General features: G+C 61.0%; 10 protein-coding genes and 1 pseudogene. 7 read left to right on the top strand and 4 right to left on the bottom strand.

Annotated elements, in window-relative coordinates:
- Positions 1–42: 42 nt before the first annotated feature.
- A complete protein-coding gene (locus tag AOP74_RS01275) occupies positions 43–720 on the bottom strand; it encodes a DUF6308 family protein (RefSeq protein ID WP_061960539.1) in 678 nt (225 codons plus the stop codon).
- A 51-nt stretch (positions 721–771) separates the two neighbouring features.
- Positions 772–1,749, bottom strand: a complete 978-nt coding sequence (locus tag AOP74_RS01270) for a zinc-binding dehydrogenase (RefSeq protein WP_061960538.1) — start codon at positions 1,747–1,749, stop codon at positions 772–774.
- 215 nt (positions 1,750–1,964) lie between these two features.
- Between AOP74_RS01270 and AOP74_RS01265 the strand changes: the two genes are divergently transcribed.
- From AOP74_RS01265 to AOP74_RS01255, 3 genes and pseudogenes are all read left to right on the top strand, one after another.
- Positions 1,965–2,918 (top strand): hypothetical protein, encoded by a 954-nt coding sequence (locus AOP74_RS01265; RefSeq protein ID WP_061960537.1) that lies wholly within the window; start codon positions 1,965–1,967, stop codon positions 2,916–2,918.
- A 215-nt stretch (positions 2,919–3,133) separates the two neighbouring features.
- A pseudogene (locus AOP74_RS01260) lies at positions 3,134–3,526 on the top strand (PDDEXK-like family protein); the annotation flags it as partial.
- Between the two features lie 30 nt (positions 3,527–3,556).
- Positions 3,557–4,234 carry a hypothetical protein gene (locus tag AOP74_RS01255; RefSeq protein ID WP_061960535.1) on the top strand — a complete coding sequence of 226 codons (678 nt, stop codon included), beginning with the start codon at positions 3,557–3,559 and terminating at the stop codon, positions 4,232–4,234.
- A 342-nt stretch (positions 4,235–4,576) separates the two neighbouring features.
- Here the strand turns inward: AOP74_RS01255 and AOP74_RS12410 are convergent, their stop codons facing one another.
- The gene (locus AOP74_RS12410) at positions 4,577–5,011 is read right to left on the bottom strand and encodes an HNH endonuclease (RefSeq protein ID WP_369345500.1); all 435 of its coding nucleotides are present in this window, start codon (positions 5,009–5,011) and stop codon (positions 4,577–4,579) included.
- Between the two features lie 1,877 nt (positions 5,012–6,888).
- Between AOP74_RS12410 and AOP74_RS01240 the strand changes: the two genes are divergently transcribed.
- The gene (locus AOP74_RS01240) at positions 6,889–9,306 is read left to right on the top strand and encodes a GmrSD restriction endonuclease domain-containing protein (RefSeq protein ID WP_061960532.1); all 2,418 of its coding nucleotides are present in this window, start codon (positions 6,889–6,891) and stop codon (positions 9,304–9,306) included.
- Here the strand turns inward: AOP74_RS01240 and dcm are convergent.
- Complete coding sequence (gene dcm, locus AOP74_RS12005) at positions 9,234–10,613, bottom strand: DNA (cytosine-5-)-methyltransferase (protein ID WP_236683694.1); 1,380 nt, start codon at positions 10,611–10,613, stop codon at positions 9,234–9,236. The genes AOP74_RS01240 and dcm overlap by 73 nt on opposite strands.
- Positions 10,614–10,789: 176 nt before the next feature.
- Between dcm and AOP74_RS01230 the strand changes: the two genes are divergently transcribed.
- Genes AOP74_RS01230 through AOP74_RS01220 form a run of 3 tightly spaced genes read left to right on the top strand, consistent with a single transcriptional unit; the run spans position 10,790 to position 20,312 of the window.
- Positions 10,790–13,840 (top strand): hypothetical protein, encoded by a 3,051-nt coding sequence (locus AOP74_RS01230; RefSeq protein WP_061960530.1) that lies wholly within the window; start codon positions 10,790–10,792, stop codon positions 13,838–13,840.
- Positions 13,841–13,887: 47 nt separating this feature from the next.
- A complete protein-coding gene (locus tag AOP74_RS01225) occupies positions 13,888–19,197 on the top strand; it encodes a DEAD/DEAH box helicase (protein WP_061960529.1) in 5,310 nt (1,769 codons plus the stop codon).
- Positions 19,194–20,312 (top strand): PD-(D/E)XK nuclease family protein, encoded by a 1,119-nt coding sequence (locus AOP74_RS01220; protein ID WP_082095923.1) that lies wholly within the window; start codon positions 19,194–19,196, stop codon positions 20,310–20,312. Before AOP74_RS01225 ends, AOP74_RS01220 begins: the two co-directional genes overlap by 4 nt.
- The last annotated feature ends 13 nt before the right edge of the window (positions 20,313–20,325 follow it).

The following is a 20,325-nucleotide window of genomic DNA, read 5'->3' as shown; positions in this document are numbered from 1 at the left end:
GTGAGCCGCGCGTGCCGGTTGCTTGTGCGGGGTGGCGGCGGGTTAGTCCTCGGTTGAGGGGCAGCCGTCCCAGTCGGGGTAGTTGACGCGGTGCCACTGCAGCGCGTCGAGGACACGTAGGGGCGTAACCGACGCGTCGAGCCCGGCCCGCTTGCGCAGGGACTTGCCCGCCTCCCAGAGTCCATGGGGATCCTTGACGAAGATCTCGAGCAGGGTGTCCCACTGCTCGTCGACACTCGTAATGCCCAACTCGCTCGCGACCGAGGTCTCGAACGATGGCACCAGCTTGGAACGCTTTCGAGCAAGTAGCTTGCTGACCGTCACGGGCCCCATGCCGGGAGCCTTGCTCCACAGCGCCTCGAGCTTGGCGACCGGACCCTTCGCCGAGAGCAGCTTGCGCGCCTGCTTGTCGGTGAGCTTGGCGTCGACCGGAATCTTCGCCAGCTGCTTCTTGGCCTTCTTGAGGTGCTTGGGACGCAGGATCCACACGGCTGCCTCACCGCGGATGGGTGCCTGCAGCGTGGATAGTGCGAGAAGGTCCGCGGGCGTGATCGTGGTCGCGGTCTTCTTGGCGTCCCAGGGGTGGCCCAGGGTCGTGAACTGTGCCCCAGCGTGCGCCGGGGCCCCCTTGCATGCGCCAAAGTAGTGGCGGATGCGGCTGAGCGCCTCGTCGCTGTCGAGGTTGTCGAGGACGGTGGGAACGGGTGCTGGTGTCGTCATGATTCTCGCTCACTCGGACCTGAGGTCCGTGCTGAAGGTGAATTGGAGGACTTACGGCTTGAGGAGGATCTTTCCGGTGCGGCCGGGCACAAAGTTGGCGCGGGCGGCATCGGCGATCTGGTCGAGGGGGTAGACGGCCTCGACGGGAAGGGTGATGGTGCCGTCGGTCAGGCGCGCGAAGAGTTCCTGCATGAGGCGCGAACGGTCCTCGCCGGACATCGTGGCCGAGACCTTGGAGCCCCAGAAGCCGCGGACTGTTGCCTGCTTGAAGATGACGTCGCCCGAGCGCAGTTCCAGCACCGGGGAGGCCATGGCGCCGAACACTACGAGGGTGCCGTTTTCGGCAAGCTGCGACAGGACGTCGCCGGCTGCGGAGCCGCCGACGGACTCGACGCCGAACTTGATAGGTGCGCCGCCTGTGATGTCTGCGACCGTGTCCTTCCAGTTGTCCTGGTCGGTCGCGACGACATCGTCGATGCCCTGAGCGGCGAGTTCGTCGACGCGCTCGGGGGTGCGGACGAGTCCTACGACATTGATGCCGCGGCCCTTGGCGAGTTGCGCGACCAAGCGGCCCACGGCGCCGTTGGCCGCGTTTTGGATGAGCCAGTCGCCCTCATTGAGGTCGAGCGAGTCCAGGAGTGCGATCGCGGAGAACGGCATCGAGACCAACTGCGCGGCGACCTGGTCGGGGATGGCGTCCGCGACGGGGATGAGCCCGGCGGCGTCTGCCACGAACTCCTCCGCCCACACGGCGAACGTGCCCGCGGACACGACGCGCTGGCCCACGCTGAGGTCCTCGACCTCGTCGCCGATCTCCTCGACAACACCGACCGCCTCGGTGCCAGCACCGGCGGGCATGTCGGGCTTGAAGCCGTAGTCCCCGCTCACGGTCCACAGGTCGTGGTTGTGAATGGGAGACAGCACCATGCGCACGCGAGCCTGGCGTGGTCCGGGCGTGGGCGAGGGGACTTCCTCGATCTTCAGGACCTTGGTGGGATCTCCGAACTGCTGCTGAACGAGTGCGCGCATGAGTGATGGCCTTTCGACGTTGGGGTGGTGACTGCCGTGTACGGGTGTCTACAGGGGTGAACCCCACCGGCGGCCCAGGTATTTCTTGTTTGGGTGCGCGCTAGGCGAAACGTGACCTACCTCACGGTCTCGCGCTGGTGTCCGGCGCGCCCGGTGTGACGAAGTCCTCTCAATATTGGTAATGGGCGTGTCGCGGCGAAAATTAAACTAGAAGAGTGAATACAGCGCCGACGCCGTCCACCACCGAGCCCACTCGTCGCCGGTTCTCGGCGAAGTACGAGAATCCGGTACTTGGGAAGCGGCTCACGATTGGCGGCGGGTCTGCCGCGCTGCTAGGGCTTCTTCTCTTGTTCGCGGAGCCGTTCTCAGGGCTTTTCTTCTTCCTCGGTGGCCTGGGCGCGCTGGCGTGGGGCATTTACACGTTGCGCGGTCAGGGTGTGGATCCCAAGAAGGCTGCGAAGGAGGCCGAGCGCGCTGAGCGCGAGGCCCGGAACGCCAACTACGCCGTTACACAGGCGACAAATAGGCTGGCCGAGGCGAAAACTGGTGCGCGTGCACTGATCACCTACCGCCAACTTGAGGCCGCCACGAAGCGCTATTTCCCCACGCAGTCCCAGGCGAAGCTTCGTGAAGCTGTTGACTCGATCCCCTTCGATATGGCGAGGATCGGCTCGCCAAGGTTCGGCAGCATCGGCTCTACGTCTGGTGGCTTTGTCGAGGTGTTTCGCGACTACGTGGTGTTTGGTCAGGAGGGTTACGACGTGGACCTCACCACGCGCGGACAGGTCCATGTGGACGGTTCCATTCAGGTGACCTCGCATGTGGTGACCGACCAGCGGGGACGTCAACAGATGGTCAACCAGCAGCACGACATGCGTAGCGCGACCCTTCAGTTCACGAGCGCGCAGTGGGCGCTGACCGCCCCTATTCACCCGGACCACGTCAGCCACGCGCGCACGTTGGTGCAGCAGTTGGACACGCTGGTGGAGTCCCTGAAGCCTCAGGCCGTGACGTCCGCGGACCTGAAGTCAATGCTGGACGGAATCGTCAACAACAGTTCTGGGCAGACCGCGACGCAGCGGATCGAGGAGCTCAACAAGCTGCGTTACTCGCGGCTGCTGACCGACGACGAGTTCGCGCGGGTGAAGAACCAGATTCTTGGGTTGTAGCGGCGGCCACGGGCCCCGGTCCGCAACCAGAGGTTGAAGTGCCAATGCGGGTCGGGAGCGTAATCCGTGCTATCGCCCGCGGTGCCATGGGCGCCGTTGAGATAGCCTCAACCCGCAACGGCAAGTGAAAGTTGAGGCGCGGATGCCACACGACTTGGTGACGTCAGTCTTGCCGTCCCCTTGGAAGGTCCGCTGAGGTCGGATTCAACGTCTTCGACGTGATGCACCATGGTCTGCACGAGAAGCAGATCTCCAACGTGTTCCGGTGGCTTCTGGAGGAAGACGGCACGCACGGCTTCGGCAGTGGCTTTACCGAGATCTTCATCGAGCAAATCAATGCGGCTAGAGCCGGTTCCGAGCCGCTACCCGCGAGCGGCTACGTGGTTCGTCAGGAAGTCAATACCGCGACATCGGCAATGGGTGCCGATATCGCCGATCTCGTGCTCGACGGTGCAGACAGCAGGATCGTGGTTGAGAACTACTTCACCTCCGATGGGCACGGGCATGTCTTTCACGGCTACCGCTCATACAGTGAGCGGCTAGGCAAACGGGGTGAGGTCGTCCTCCTGTGCCGAGACCGCGACGCGTCTCTCCAAACTGACGGGTAGGAAAAAGCCGTCGTCCTCACGTATGGCGCATTGATTGAGCGCCTGCACGCGAAACTGGCGGCGGACAGTGCGTATCCACGGCGTAACCCGGAGGCGTTCGTCTTTATTGAGCAGATGTACCGGAAGTTTGTGACAGGAAGAGGGCTCATGGACAACCACAGCGCAGTTGATTTCGTCACCGCCATGTGTGAGACGGGTGAGGCGCGACGCTATCAGCAGCACCCTGAAGTGGCGGCGACTCAGTTCGCGAGCGACCTCGCCGACCAAGCGCGGGAGATGATGACGGAGAGCCGGGACGTGCTGCATCGCGCTAAGGGTCTCCTGCGAGTTTTCTGCGCCGGTCCGCTGGCCGCACAGTTGAGCGAGACGTATGGGGGAGAGTATGTCTTTGCGGTCGACATTGGCTTTAGCGGCATATACCAGTGGACCGTGAATATCCACACTGCGGACACCGAACGGAGGTCCTCCGACGGGCGTCTCCAAATTAAGTTCGGGCCAACAGCCTGGTTCGCCAATGAGATTGACAAGGACTGGTCCGACACCGTTGATCCAGCGGATGCCGACTATTCGATGCTCTTTCTCACGCACTCGAAACACGGCCGGATAGTTCAGTCCTCTGTAGGGCTCTCGGAAGTGTTGGATGGGCTCGATCCGAGTGACAAGCGACTGCACGATGAATTGATTTCACTGGTTGACCGCCGTCTCTAGGGCCAGGTCAGCCGCACCGTGAGGGCTGGCCCGTTGAGCGTCCATTGGCAGGCTGACGACTGCTCGCGGCCCGCTGGTGCTCTTCGAAGAACCGGGGGGCTTCGGCGCTTTTCGCCCCGCACGGTTGGGGACGGCAGTGCAGTCGGATTTGGCGCGTCCGGTCGCGGCCAGTCGGTTCGTGGCGCCCGGTGAAGGCAAACTCTGCGCCGAGGAGAGGGCGCATGCGTGGGTACTCCGCGGGCGAAACTAAGCGCGTAGCGATACGCTGATCGTTTCACACCAATGCAACCAGGTGGTCGGAATTCACCGGATCGCGAAGTCCGACATCGAACTAGATGCACCTTAACTTTGCCTGTGCTCGCCGGTCTTGATCAGGTTTCCAAGCTCTTCTACGCTAATCCAATCCCGACGATGAATGATTCGATGGCAATTCGCGCAAAGGAGGGCAAGATCACTGATCGAACTCTCCGTTTGCCCCGATGCGTGCAGTGGAGTCCTATGGTGTACCTCAATGTACTGGCGCCCACGCTCGCCGTAGGTTGCTTCAAAGTTGAACCCACAGACTTCGCAACTGAATGCCTCACCCGCGGCGGCGATCTGCGTCAGTTTCCTTCGCCGGAGTGAACGGCTTCTCTCCCGGCGCAAAGTGAGGACGTAGGAAGCCCCACCCTCGATTGCTGCAGTGACCTCCTCCTCATCGAGGGGGATGACTCGCTCATGATCGAGGCCCTCTTGCGCGCCTACGTCTCGTCGGAGCGATTCAGCAAGAGAGCGCATCAGGCTTCGGTTCTCTAAGAACTCGGTTACGACCTGGCTCTCTCGTTTAGTAGCCCGAAGCCCCCCGTCCACGAGCGGGTTCGCCCCCTTTAGATTTCCCAGCTTCATTGAGACGGAGTTTCCGGAGCGGAAATTCGAGCCTACGGTGGGGACATTCGGGAAATTGGCTAGTCGGAGGGTCTGTGAGAGGGCAACAATTTCGGGTGAGCGAGAATTTCCGCCTCGCCACCCTAGTCGATCAATCAGGTCGGTTGCGAGAACGAGCTCCTCGAAAGTCCACGGTGGGTTGGCGGTCACCTACAAGAATATAGCGGGTATCTCCGTGGTTTCGAGCGAGAGAATGTGCCGTATATACCTGGGTTTCAGGTGAATTGAGTCGCTGCACACACGCGGGGCCGACGCCGCATGTGACGGTCTGCGATCACCGAACACGCTGTCGTAGTACTCATCAGGCTCGCGGACGCAACGCTTCCGCCCATTCGCCGTTGAGGAGTTCGGCGAGAATTCGGTCCTCAGTCGCGTTGCACGAGTACCAGGAACGAATAGCAACCTCCGCCGCGGTGCGGTTTCGGATCCCATTCGGATCCCTGGGAATTCTCGTCTGCTCGAGGAGAAGTGCGACTTCGTTGGCTGGGAGATGCCGGAGCCGCCGTCCCGCCCTTCGCCTCACGCGAACCGGCGGGGTGCCGTGTTCGTGCAATACCCACAAAGCAAAGTCTTGCCGCCTGGAAGCCGGCACTACGTCAAGCGCGTTGCGTTCAAGGAGTTCTTCGACTGCTGCTTGAATCTCGCTACGCGCTAACTTGGGAGCGGCAGTCACTTGCGAACGCCGGAGTTCAGCGACGATGTGTCGACCCGTGACAGGTCCGGCGCGCCGGACAAAATCCAGAATCTGCTGGGTGGTTTCTCCGAGCGCCGGGGCTGGTTCGGGCGTCGGCGGGTCCTGGCGAGGCTCTTTCAGCATCTTCACCGTGTATGGGCGGGAAGGGGGGTTGTTTGTGGGAGCCGTGTCACGATGGGCAATGCGGAACGACTGTGTCGCGAATGTGGTGCCGTTTCCCACCGCGTCCAGGAGGCCACGCTGCACCAGATCCGCGACCGTTTGGTCAATCGTGTCTAGTGCAAGCCCCATTCTTCGCTGTGTCATGAGACCCCGAATAATCGAGCGCAATACACCACCCGGCAATTCGCCTCCACTTGAGAGCGCCTCGAGCACGATTGGCTCGATCGATTCTTGCCGGGATCGTGGTGTGTGAGTCTTTGGGCTCGCAGTTTGACCTTCGCCCATGGCTGTGTCGGGCGTGCGGGGTGCAGGTACGGGCGTCGCGGTACGCGGCGAGAGCAGCCAACTCCGTCGGACTGCGCTGCGGAGCTGAGGTCCGAGCGATTGCACCGCTATGCGGGCGGCTTCGGCGACATCGAGGTCCTGGTCGAGTGACAACTCGGTGAGTATAGGGACGACCCATTCTTCACCCACGCTGCTGAGCGACCTGGCCACTTGGATGCGCTCCGCAGCATTGGCGGAGTGGGATTGGCGTTCCGCTTGTTGTCGGCGATCGAGATGGTCCGTCACGTGGATTCCGTGGGTCAGCGGGGCGCGAGCGCGATGCGCCAACGCACCTTACACCGGTACGGCTCTCGGTAGCCGTTTGTTGGACACACGCACTCAACTGACATTCACATTCCCCTTCTGTGTGCAGATTACACAACTCCTGATGAGTCGTACGCAGCAAATGCTTGGAGTGGCACAGTGCCCGACGTGGCCAAGTGAACCACCGGCCTAAAGCGCTACTCATAGGCGGTGTTGCTGTACGCGATACATTGAGAGGGGAGCCGTGCGGCACATGCGCGGTCGCAAAACGCCCGGGAGAGAAACGTTGTCTGTCTACGAAACGGCCAAGGACAAGGCTCACGCCGTTGCACGTATGTACTTCCTAGGGGGAGAAGAGCAGCAGCCTCTCGGCCCCGGAAGCAAAGAAAAGCGCTCGGCTGTAGAGGCATTGGGTACCGCCGTGGGACTTGATTTGCGGCACGTACCGGGCAAGGTCGAATGTTGTCGCCAGATCGCCGGTGCCTTGGGAATTCCATGGGATACCGCCTATTGGTCTGCAGGTGACACCGTGACGCTCCAAGGGCTCAACGCACTGGTCGATGCGGCCGTAAACGTTGCTGCGCCACAGGATGCACTCGCGAGAAAGTACTTCATGGAGAGGCTCCTCGAGGTGGGGCCCGTAGCCGTTGAACGAACCGAGCAACACGAGGACGTCGAACTAGCCGGGGACGTCGAGGCGATTCGCATCGAGTTCCTTGATGACGAGTCCGTCCCCGTCACTCCAGTCCCGGAGGACACCACGCCGGACGCTCCCGAACTGACAGCGCAACAGCGGGAGATCCTGGAGCGGGTTGCTCTACTTTCTCAAGTCGCGGAAGCGGTACCGGCGGGGGTGGTTGAAGCCACTACTCCATACCGACCTCTCGACGGCGACTTCGTGACGGGCAAATGGCGGTCTGCACTCCGGTCGGTGCAGGACTGGCTCCACCTCGCAGCCGAACTTGACACTGCCACCGAGACATCGTTGGCACGATCATTCTTCGAAGGGATCGGAGACGCCACGGAACTTTCTGGAGTAGAGAACGGTGCTTGGTCGTCTGAATTTTTGACGCGACTTGGTGAGCGACTGGATCGAGCGGTGGCCCTGAGGGACGCTTTCGAGACGGAGGTGCTGGCGGCCGACGACCTTGACGGTGCGGTGGCCGCAGCGACGGTGACGTGGAAGCGAAACTGGGACGATGCCGATGACGAAGCCCAAAGTGAGGTGGACCAGCCGATTCAGGCGCTCGCCGACACGTGGCCCATTGCTGACTTTGTCCAACACGCCCGTGACGGTGAGCTCGACTTGAGTCCGTCGTATCAGCGCGCGGATGTGTGGCCGAACAGTGACGCACAGATCCTTGTCGAGTCCGTGTTGCGCGGCATTCCCCTGCCCTCTGTCATTTTGTTGCAGCGTGCTGACTCGGGAGTGTTGCGGTTTGAGGTTGTTGATGGAAAGCAGCGGCTCACGTCGATCTTGCGGTTCACCGGTAACCACCCCACTGCACTCGACATCGTCGAGCACAAGTCGACGCAGTGGGAGATGCCGGACTTGATGACTATTTTCCAGGTTGACTATCCCCGGTTCAAGAAACTGTGGAAGCAGAATGAGGGCGAGAATCTGTCCGCGACCAAAGAGCGTGAGTATTATTTTCCGTTCCCACTCAGGTCTGGTGCGATCCGGGCGTTGTCCGGTGAACTCGAGCCGTTCAAGGGCCGGTACTACTCAGACTTGCGCAACCTCCCGATCACGGTCGTGGGGGAACCGCGTACAGTGCGCTCGCTCTTCGAACAGACGTCTCAGTACCGACTGCCTGTGATCGTCTACAAGCAGGTCACGTCCGAGCAGATCCATGAAGTCTTTAGCCTGTACAACAAGCAGGGCAAGCACCTCAATGCGGAGGAGATCCGCAACGCGTTGTATCATCACCTGCCTTTGATGAAGGCGCTGTTGGTGGCTGCAGGGGATACCCAAGATCTCGATGGTGTGGCTCCCTTCCTCCGACCGCTGCGCGGCAGTGTGACTGCGATGGGGCGCACACTCGGAGGCTACGGCTTCGCGCGCGCGGGCTTCCGCAGGACAAAGTTGCTGGCCTGGGTAGCATCGGCGTTGCTCGTGGAGGAGGGGCGTCCCGATAGTCGCTCCACCGCGCGTCACGTCGATCTGCTGTTCAAGGGCGTTGATGAGTCGCAGCGCAGCCCCCTGCGCACTACTACCGCAGTGACCTCGCTTGTGGAAATGCTCGCGCTCGGTGTCGAAGCACATCGAGCGGTGGCTCCCTCCACGTGGTCCCCGACTTTCCGTAATGCGCAAGCCTATGAAAAGTGGCAGGAACTCCAGTTAGTAGGGGTACTGATCGGCTTTGCAGCCGCATCCGCCGTGCGGGGTGAAGATGTTGTCCGGGACGTGACTGCTGCAACAGACGAGTGGAGGGAACTCTCAAGCGCCAGGGGTTGGGCACGTCCTGAGAAGACACAGTCCAAAGTCCAGTGGTCATATATTGCAGGCATTGTTGCGGACATCCTGGAGACGCTCGACGTTCCCGCTTCCGAGGTGGCCGCTGCGCTTCGAACGCGGTTTGGATCGTCAGGTGTGGACGGTTTGGTCCGGCTCGCCGCTACCCAGAGTCCTCAGGAGCGGATCGCGCTGAGGGACGTTGATGGAGCTCGTGGTGCCGCAAGTACTGAATCGACCAGGTCTTGAGGTAGATCGTCAGCGTTTTGGGCGACATGGGTACGGAACACGTGCCACGCGGCCCCCACAGCAACGCCATTGCCGACCTGCTTGTAGGATGCTGCGTCTCGCTGCTCCCCGAAGCTGAAGTTCATCGGGAAGCCTTGCAGGCGAGCCGCTTCGTGCGGCGTTAGCCGTCGGCTCCGTGGCCCGAATATGGACGTCTGGGTAATCGCAACGAGGGCGGGCAGGTAGCTGGGTCGCTTGACTCGAATTCCGGACGGGCGTAGTTGGAAAACTCCATCCCAAAGGGACTTGAGATCGCGTGCCTGCCATTCCAGTTTGCGACGAGATGCGGGGAAGGCGCTGAACTGTGGGTGCCGTTTGCGCCAACCATTGATGAGCGTTCGGTGCGAATCGTAAAAGCGCGCGTTTTTGAGGATGATCGACCGGCGCCACGCTGGCATAGATTCTAGGTCCAAGGGGTCCAGCGTGCCCTCTGAGACCCAATGGTCCGCCCAAAGAGGGAATCCTGGCAGGCTTGTCAGTGTTTCTTGGCGGTAGCGAGCCACCAAGTCGTCCCAGACATTAATCCAGTCACGTTCGATCGCAGTGAGCCGGTAGCGGTCGATGTCCGTAATCGCTTCGTCGTCGTCAAGTATCCACTCGGTGAGCCAATCGTCCACGGACCACCCTGCGCTGGCACGACGGTCTACCACGGGACCCGGAATCCTCTCAGCGGCGATTTCGGAGGCCACGCGTTCAGCACCGATGTAGGTTCCCAGGATAAATACACGATCACGGACCTGCGGCGTGCCTCCCTCGGCGGGTGGGAGAAGGTGGGGAGAGAAGACCGTTGGCTGATCGGACACGCGGTACCCAATCTCGCGGAGCGTGCGAATGATCACATCCCACTCATGGCGATGGCGGGGTCCCGCTATGTTGCGTACGTTTTCGAGGAGCACCACGGAGGGAGTGCGGTCCTCGAGGATGCGAGCAATGTTCCAGAACAGCGTTCCGCGAGCCTCATCCATGCCTCGCTGCATTCCAGATTTGGAGAACGGCTGACAGGGGAAGCCTGCTGTAAGGACATCATGCTCGGGGACGTCGACCGCACCGTGCTCAGGCGTGGCCTTCGTGATATCCGTGTTGACCTGTGGCTGGTCTGCGCCAGGGAGTGGTGCGATCCAATTCAGTTCGTAGGTTGCACGTGCACGGTCGTCAATCTCAGATACATATACACATCGCCCTCCTCCGTGGCTCAGCGCTGCGTGGAATCCGCCGATGCCGGCGAACAGATCCGCGTAGGTAAAGCCAGAGGAGGAAGCGTTTCGCATGATCGACAGCTTAGCTGATGGGAGAGACATTGGGTGTCCCGGCGGGGCGCGTGGCCACAGTGCAATTGTCAGCGATGTCACAGGTGCGTGAAAGCCTGGACGTGTCGAGTTGCTTTGCGGTGACGCGATAAGGAATATTACATAGCAACACACAACCGACGACGCTGGGGGCGACGGTGGCAAGCATTGAAGCTTGGAGCAACTATTCATCCTGGAATGACGCTGTAGCAGCGATAATCTACCCAGAGGCTGAAGATGCGGGTCCGTCGTATCTCGACCTGGAAGACGACATCCTCGCGGAGATTGCTAAGGCAGCCAATTGGTCGGGGGACCCGGTATCCGGTCTGAGGGATGCGGTGGCCGGCGTTGTAGTGAGCTCCGGACGCCTCCGCCTTAACACGCTCACCGTGGAACGACGGGTGTGGATGCGAGACGCCAACACCAGGAAGCAGCCTCCACCCATCCTTGCGTTTCTTGCGATGACGGTGGTCGCAGCCGAACAGATGGGAGCAGACGACTCGCCGTATGCAAAGAACGCGTACTACCCCCAACTCGCTGCTGCACTAGGGCTCGCGACGGACAAGGCATCGTTGTCAGACGTTCAGAAACACTATTCAGCGCGGGCCGAAGACTATTGGGGGGCGTTGAACTGGTGGCTTGAGGAGTGCGATGGTGCGCGAGGGCTGCCGACCGCGTATGCGTTGAGCCATAGGTATGTGGGCTTGCCATTGTCGCAAGCGTTGGTGCGCGATGGCGACAGGAAAAAGTTCATCCACTTCTTCGTCAAGTACGGGCTGGCACCCGGTATGGAGATTGCTGGGGCGGACCTCGAGGGATATTTGGGTGAGTGGTTCTCGCTTGAGTCTTGTCCCGCTTCCATGAGCCTGAAGAAACTGTGGTCTCGAGACTCCACCCGGGCTCGAATCGCCGATGTCGTCGCACTTGAACTCGCAGGCTGGGATGGTTCGGTTGATTCGACAGATTCGGAACTTGCGCAGAGCCAAGGCACCGTACGTTTGCTCGCCGACCTCCATGAGGGTTTCTTCGGCAGCAATCTGGAACTAATGCTCCTCCTGAACTCCAGGGGTGCGTCTGCAAATGCGACGGCGTTGGAAGTGCGAGATTCCAAAGGGGATTGGAGCGACATCGAAGCCGTCGCAGGGGCGTCTACCACGCGCATTATTCCCACACGCGGGACCATCGCACCCGCAAGTGTGGTCTCGGGCATCGTTGAATTGCGCGAGAGCACAAGTGATGGCCTTGCGCCGCTCCGACGTGACCCGCGATTCATCGTGCCTTTGGTGTTCGATGAATTGCAGCAGGCATTCGTGGAGCGGGAGCGGCTCCAACTTAATTCCGAGTCGATCCTGTTGGTGGACGAGGGGTGCATCAAAGGAACCGGCTTGGGCCTGGTAGAGCAGACGCTTGAAGCCCATGCTCGTCCAGGATGGCAGAAGCGGACTGGGGTGGAGGGTGTACCTGAAGGATGGGCGCTGTTCACCGATGTTCAGATGTTCACGCCGCCCCTCGAGAATTTGGTGCCAGAACTAGTCCCGCTAGCTCGCGGATTCCTTACGCTTGGCGGCGGGATCAAGATTCCTTCGAGGATCAGAAAGTGGTCTGTCAAAGCGCCGCCGGAGATCCGAGTTTCGCTCGAACAGGTGCCTTCGCTAGAGATCCGTATGTCCTCTCTCAAGACGGACACCGTGGTGCGCACATGGAACGCGGACCACGGCGCTGCCATCGTGGAGCTCTCGTCTGAGCAACTTGCCGTGGGGGACTACCGCATCGAACTATATGTCCCGGGTCAAGTTGACCCAGTCCAGCAGGTCACGCTGCGTCTACGGACGGGGGGCGAACAGGAACCAGTTTCATCGACCGGCGATGTGCTGGCCTGCTCCTATCGAGTGGGACCCGACCAAGCTGCACGCGGTGCGGTCGGCATGGAAGTATCCCCGGAATCCGATGTGACTGCGAGCATTTCTGGATTATGGGTAGAGGGCGGAGAACTTGACGTAGAAGTGGCGCCGGCACCGGCGACGGCACCATGGATGCGGCGGACTGAGACGAACGTCGTCTCTGAACCGTCCGTTGCGCTTGCCGAGTCCGACCCGAAGTCGTGTGTGCGCACCGGCGCTCACTACTTGGAGTATCCGGTGTTCGGGACCGGCCCAAAACTCAAGTACATCTCGGGCGAGTGCAAGTACTGTGGGGTCGTCAAGCGTTCTCCGGGCTGGGCGTGGAAAGCGACTAAGGTCGCTCCACAGGCGTATGTAGAACAAAAGCTTGACGTCTCAGACCTGCCTACAGTTGACGAGGGGAAGTCTCGCCTATGGGCAGGAGCGCTCGACGCCGTTCAACACCTGGGATCGGGCAAGCCTTCTGCACTTGACTACGTCGCGACGCAAATCGAACCGGGTTCTCTTTTCCGATCCACATTTGTAGAAGCCCTTGAGCAAATCTGCGCCATTGATATTGAACGGGACGCGACGGGAGCCGTCGTCCGGTGGTCGGTGCCTGAGGCTCAGCTTGCGGTGCGCCCCAATACTGAGTCTGAGCCGATTGGTTCTTGGCCGCAGGAGGCGTGGGAATGGCTGATCGATTCGGCCGGATCGGAGGGTGCGTTGCTCAGCGAGCGCGCGAACGAAGTCCAGCCGCCACGGTCGATCATCGAGAACGTCCCGGAGTCAGTGCTGGAGGTCGCGTTCGAACACGGTATCGGAGTGGTCGACGACCCTGCCTGGCAGCTCACGCAGGTGCTACCGTCCATTAGTTCCGTTGGGGGCTCACTGCCTCGCGTGAAACTACCTGGCTTCGTGTCAGCCGAGTTCTTCGACACCGTCAGCGCATCGTGGGTGGCTACAACTGATGTGGATCGCGCGGGGGCATTCAGACTTATCCGCGGCTTTGAGCGCATGTACATCTGGCGGGAGGCCTCGGACGTTGGCCTAGGGCACTGCGCGCGTGGACCCGCGTCTCTGGTGAAATACGTGGCCGCGACTGACGCGGGACACCCACTGGCCACATATCATGCGGACAGCGCAGCAATCATGGTTCCCCGAGGGTGCAATCTACCGGGACTTTATGCCCGTGCGGCTGTTGTCAGCTCTGGCAGGTTGCCGCGCCCAGCGCGGATATCTGTTGGCAAAGTCAAGAGGCGTGTGTCGGTTTACACCAACGTCGACCGGCCGACTGCAGATTGGCTTCTCACGCTTCTTTGTTCCTAGCGACCCCGTCTACCAGTGCCGTATCGGCATCAACTGAAAGGCCATTGATGAGCGCTCAAGCGAGTCCCTCCACACTTGCACAGGGATTGCGAGATGCCTTCCTGCGGTACTACGACACCGCGTATTGGCTCAACGACCCCCAACTCATGCAGGAACGCAAAGAACTCCTCGAAGCCGAAGGTGCTGTCGTAGGTGACGTACTCATCGAGCCTGTGTTGCCGTACCCCAACGTAGTGCCCATTGGGGCTGCCGCGGATGCCGCAGGGGTGTCGCGATCACACTTGGAGCAGGTTGCATGTGCTCTCTTTGGTGTGGATGACGCCGAAGGTGTGCGGCTGCGGACGCATCAGGCAAATGCGATCGAACGTCACTTTAGCGATGATTCTCAACACAACGTTGTCGTGACGTCTGGTACCGGCTCTGGAAAGACAGAGGCTTTCCTTTTTCCGGTGCTAGCGCGGTTGCTGCAGGAAGCGGAATCCTGGGGGGCACAGCCGGAGGCTAACCACTGGTGGAAGGCAACTCAGCCACAGTGGGCTCCTATGCGCCATGGCGAGACTAGGGCTAGTGCCGTTCGAACGCTGGTGCTGTACCCCACGAACGCGCTGGTCGAGGATCAAATGACCCGACTGCGCAGGGCAATTCGCACCCTCAACGCCGCAAATCCTGGCCGCCCAGTCTGGTTTGGTCGATTCACCGGCAGCACGCTGGGGAACCAAGGCAAGCCGACCAAGAACTCAAGAAAGGCGGCTGAGGTTGCGAAGGAGCTCCGTGAACTGGATCAGAGTTTCGCAGATGTTCTAAAGTCTATTGAGAACGACCGCGACCTTGGAACTGCGGGAAAATCCAAACTCGACCCAGCAGAGTTTTCTGATCCGGTGTCGGGCGAAATGATGACGCGGTGGGACATGATTGACAGTCCTCCGGACATCCTTGTCACCAATTACTCGATGCTCAGCACAATGATGATGCGCTCATTCGAGGACTCGCTGTTCACTACAACGCGTGACTGGCTCGAATCCGACCCGTCTCATGTGTTCACTCTCGTCGTGGATGAGCTCCACCTCTACCGGGGAACGCAAGGTAGCGAGGTGGCGCTTATCATCCGTCAACTCTTAGGTCGCTTGGGTCTGTCCGCAGACTCCCCGCAACTCAGGGTTATCGCGACTTCCGCTTCCTTGGATGAGGGACCTTCGAGCCAGTCGTACCTGGAAGAGTTCTTTGGCACCTCGCGGGAGTCTTTCGCGGTTGACGCGGGGGCGCCTCTCGACGTGGAGGAGTTATCGGGCTACTGGAGCGCGGGCGCACTTTCTGATGCATCGCTGACGGACGTTTCGCACGCCGTAGCGGCCGCATGCCGCGAGCCGGGAACGGAGCGCATAAGGGCAACGTCTGTGGGCGACATCGCGGCGCGACTATTGGGCCCGGGGGTAAACTCCGAGGCCCAACTGGATGCCGTGCTCCAGCGCCTGGCAGATGCGAGTGCTGCAGAGACAACGCCTCGACTGATCCCGATGCGTGCTCACCTATTCGTGCGCACACCCCGCGGGATCTGGGCATGCTCAAATGCGTCGTGCAGTGGTGTCAGCAATCGTGGTGCTGAGCGGCGCATCGGCCGTCTCTACTCGGCACCCAGGACTACCTGCGACGATTGCGGCTGCAGAGTGCTGGATTTGCTGTACTGCTTCCAGTGCGGCGATGTGAGTTTGGGTGGCAACACGGTTGAGGTGAAGGGCAGCGACAGACTGATCTCGTCTTTGCCGACCATTGAACGCCAAGCGAGCCGGCCAGTGTTTCGCAAGACTGGCCAGGAGTACCTCTGGCTGAGGCCCGGCGGGCCCGTCGACGTCGACGACTGGAGCGCGGCTAAGACCAAGTTTGGTTTCCGCTCGCTCGATTGGGACCCAGCACTGGGGTTGGCGCAGCCTACGGTTGGGGCAGGCAATGCGATTCGACTCGCTTCATTGAGCGGTAGCGACACCGGAAACTCCCCGGCATTACCGACGAAGTGTCCCGCATGCGATGTCAACGAGAAGCAGCCCAACTCGGACGTGTTCCTCAGCGGAGTTGCCCGGTCTCCCATCCGTGCACATACTGCTGGTAACGCAGCGGCGACTCAACTGTATCTGTCCGAGTTGGTTCGGTCCCTGGCCATTGGGAAAACTGGGCGAGACGCCATTGTCGATGCTAAGACCATCATCTTCACTGACAGCCGCGACGATGCCGCACGTACCGCCGCAGGAGTCGCGCTCAATCGGCACCGGGACCTGATCCGACAAGTTGTCCGTCGTGAGGTGCACCGCGCGCCAGACCCCATCGCAATCCTGGACTCGGTCAAGGACCCGGACCAGGCGGAAGAGTTGGGTGTCTTGGTGGGGTGGCAGGCGCACGTCATGCGCAAGGCGGGTATCTCCCTGGGCGAGTCTCAAGTAGCAGACCTTCAATCGGCGCTGCAGACGTTGGGCGAGGGGCAATCGCTCTCCATGCTTGAGCTCCATGGTCGTGTCGAGTCGGCACTGCTCGAGATCGGCGTCAACCCTGGAGGCCCGAGTCCGTGGAACGCCCAACTTGAGGATATGCATGCCGCGTCGACGACGCCGTGGTATCGCGCATTCGACCCGCCGGTGAAGGGGGCGTGGAAGACTCCCCCGATTGAGAAAGGCCGAGAGAAATTGCTCCGCGAGATGCGGAAGGCAATCTCGGAGTCACTCTTCGATCGGGCGCGCCGAGATCTTGAATCGGTCGGGATCGCGCGCCTCACGATCGCTGACACGCCGCATGTGGATGGTCCGTTCGACCCAGAAACACTCATACAGGTCATGGATTCCGTCATTCGTACACTTGGGCTTAAGCGGCGCTTTGACGACAGTTTTGCCTCTGGAGTCCAGGCCGAGCCAGTGATGGTTCCTGCAGCCAAGTACTTTGTCACCGCTGCGGCAAAGGCGTTGGGCGTTGACGCTGACGCTGGGCTCAACCAAGTGGATGCGCTATTCGCCACCGAGGTGGTCGTGCGCGCTGTGGAGGGCTGGATCCTGACCACCGGATCGGTTGACACAAGTTTGGTGGCGGTGCCCGGCGGCCGCAATGTCTGGAGATGCGCAGTCTGTAAATTTATCCACCTGCACCCGAGTGCCGGTGTGTGTGCCAACAGCCAGTGCCTGGCACCTGCACTCACGATGGAGACTCGAGAAGAAGACTCCACCGACTACTACGCATGGTTGGCTGGGCACACGCCGCGCCGCCTCGCAATCGCTGAATTGACGGGGCAAACACGCCCGCTGGCGCTACAACGTGATCGCCAACGGCGCTTTAAAGGAGCCCTGAGCCCCAGTGAATATTTGCTCCCTGATGAGTTAGACGCACTATCCGTGACCACGACAATGGAGGTCGGTGTCGACATTGGGTCACTTCGCTCCACGATGATGGCCAACGTGCCGCCCCAACGGTTCAATTACCAGCAGCGTGTGGGACGTGCCGGACGGTCGGGTCAAGCGGTGAGCTTCGCACTCACGCTGTGCCGGGATCGTACCCACGACGACTATTACTTCCAGCGCCCGGATCGCATCACGGGCGATATTCCGCCGCAGCCGTTCTTGGACTTGGGGCGCCGTGCCATCATCCAGCGAGGTGTCAACTCAGAGTGCCTCCGGCTGGCTTTCTTGTCGCTCACTATCCGTCCCAAATGGAAGCCGAGCAGCAGCCACGGGACCTTTGGGCAGGCTGAGGAATGGGCCGATTATCGCGACGCGGTCCGTGTCTTCTTGGCAGGTTCCGACGTCATTGGGGACGTTGCCGAGCGGGCAGCGCGGTACACGCGGCTACCGGTCGATGAGATTGATGCCGCAGTCGAGATCGTCCGGACTACGCTCGTTGAGCAGATCGACCGCGTTATCGAGGATGAAGGCGAGGATTTTCAGGGCGAACTGAGTGAACTGCTCGCTCGCCGGGGGCTGCTCCCGATGTTTGGATTCCCCACGCGGGTGAGGTCGCTGTACGACGGCAAACCTTGGAACACGGAGACCTTGGACAGAATGGTCGTTTCTGACCGACCTCTTGGGCAAGCGATTTCCACGTTCTCTCCTGGTGCCGAGGTCGTGAAGGACGGCAAGGTTCACACGGCGGAGGGATTTGTGGCGTACAACGTCCAGGGGGCAGTGGTGAAGCCAGTGGCTGATCCTCTTGGACGAGCAACGCATGTGGGCCGGTGTGACACCTGTGGCCGCACCGACCTTCAAGAGGTACGCCGTTCGACGGTGTGCGGACAGTGCGGCGGGACGCTATCTTCCATGGACCTCTATGAACCACGGGGGTTCCGGACGACGTACAAGCCGCGTCCCTATGACGATCGCAATGACGAACAATCGTATGCATCGGCTCCTGATATCTCGGTCCAAACCACGCCCGAATGGCGTGAGGAACTGGGGCCGCTAGACCTTGAGGCGTACCCACAGGCACCGTTGGTGAGTTTCAACGATAACGGGGGCGCGGGGTACCAGTTTGCATACGCAGAGGATGGATCTGTCACTGTGGATCGAGGCAACCCGCTTGATCCGGTAAAGAAGGTCATCGGCGAGATCCGAGTCACAGACGCACTGTTGATTACCCCCCGTCGGTTGGCGTTGAAGACAGGCTCGCTTGGGCTGCTGGAGCAGTGGTCGGCGCGCGCGGCATATACCTCGCTTGCTGAATGCCTCAAGATTGCGGCCCAGGCACACCTTGACCTGGACCCTGGAGAACTTGCGGTCGGACTTAGCCCGGTTCGAGTTCCGATCGTTGTTGACGATCAGCCAGACCTCAAGGCACAAGTCGCGGCGGCGATCTACATGGCAGATACGGCCGAGAACGGCGCGGGGTACGCGGTTGAGATTGGCGAGCGGGACACGTTTGCGAGCATTTTGTCGCATGCCCTGCACGATCTCCAAAGTAAGTGGATGCAAGACAGCCACGCGAGCAAGTGTGACGTCTCGTGTCCCGACTGCATGCGGTCGTACGACAACTCACGCAAGCACCCGCTGCTCGACTGGCGCCTTGCACTAGACATGCTCGAGTTGTTTAGCGGCGAGGAACTCACTCTTGGCAGGTCCCTGCTCGCTGGCAGCGAGGTCTATGAAGTTGCCGCTCGTGCCCTACCAAATGCAGAGGCGCGGTCATACGGTGAGATCCCAGCTATCGTTTCTGGCTCACGATGTGTGCTCCTCTCCCACCCGCTCTGGCGAACAGAAGAGGCGTGGCTCGATGATGTTCAGGCTGTAGCGCAGGTCCAAGCTCAGAGTATGGACGGCCTGGAGGTGGAGTGGTTCGACGCGCGCCGTTTTCGACTCAACCCGCTCCAAGTCTTGCCGCTGCTGTACCCATGACGGGGCTGTATCCACGTCCCGAGGCCCCGTCATACATCAGCCCAACTTTGGTCATAGCGTTTGAAGCATGTCCGGCTAAGGCTGGCTTTGGGCGGGACCCGTCCGTGGTCGGACTGCGAAGGACGGGCCCTGCAGCGGCGGTCGGCATTATTGCCCACGAGGTGTTGGCGGCAGCGGGCGCCGGTGTCGCCTTCGATGATGTCTGGAGTGCCTCTGCTGGCAGTGCGTTCGAGAAGCTCGCTGCACAATGGGCGCCTGCGACACCCCCGCAACCCAGTCAGTGGCCCAACTGGGCCTTGACCCGGGAGCGCGTCAAGGTCAAATTCGGCGATTCGGACACCCACGGTAGCTTTGTGAACTCTGTTACGGACGATGTTCGTGCCAGCAGGCTTCAACACGTCACTCTCCTCGCGAGTATGTCTCCGCAACTTGACTCCGTGAAGAACGCGTACACGCCGTTGCCGTGGATCGAGAGACAACTGTTCGATTCTGACACGCGGATGATGGGGATTCCGGACTTGGTCGAGGAACACGATGGACAGGTCGTCATCGTGGACCACAAGACCGGTACCGCAAGAGAAGGTGCCGAAGCGGATCATGAGTTGCAACTGCGCCTGTATGCCGCGCTGGTGTCCGCTGAACTCGGAGTGTCGCGCGTTCGGCTTGAGATTCACAACGCCTCGGGGCAGGTCCGGCTCGTTGAATCCAGTCCCGGGTTGGTGGACGATGCGGTCGCAATCGCTCAACGAGCTCACGCCTCGCTGTTGGCTGCCGAGCGTGGTGAGGAACAACTGTCCGGGAAGCCTGCGCCAAAGACGTGTGGAGGCTGCCCGTTCCGCGGCGTCTGCCGCGCGTACCTCGAAGCGCCCCCAGGTGACCGCCGGGCGGGCCGCGCCTTCGCGTTCGATGTCCTGGAGGTCGATGATGCTGGTGCACGACAGGGTATCTGGGCAAGAGTGATAGCACCCGTAGAACAGCAGGGGCGGGTTCGCATCACCGGCTTTCCGTTCGCAGACGAACCCGAGATTGGCTCACGTTGGGGTGCCTCGGACTTTGAACTGAGGGAGGGGCACGCTCGCGGCCACTGGACGACGTTGCTCCACCCTTTGCAGTAGGGCGGGCTGAGCC

The organism is Demequina flava (genome assembly GCF_000975035.1).
In the GTDB taxonomy this organism is placed as follows: domain Bacteria; phylum Actinomycetota; class Actinomycetes; order Actinomycetales; family Demequinaceae; genus Demequina; species Demequina flava.
This window is presented reverse-complemented; position numbering and strand designations above follow the sequence as displayed.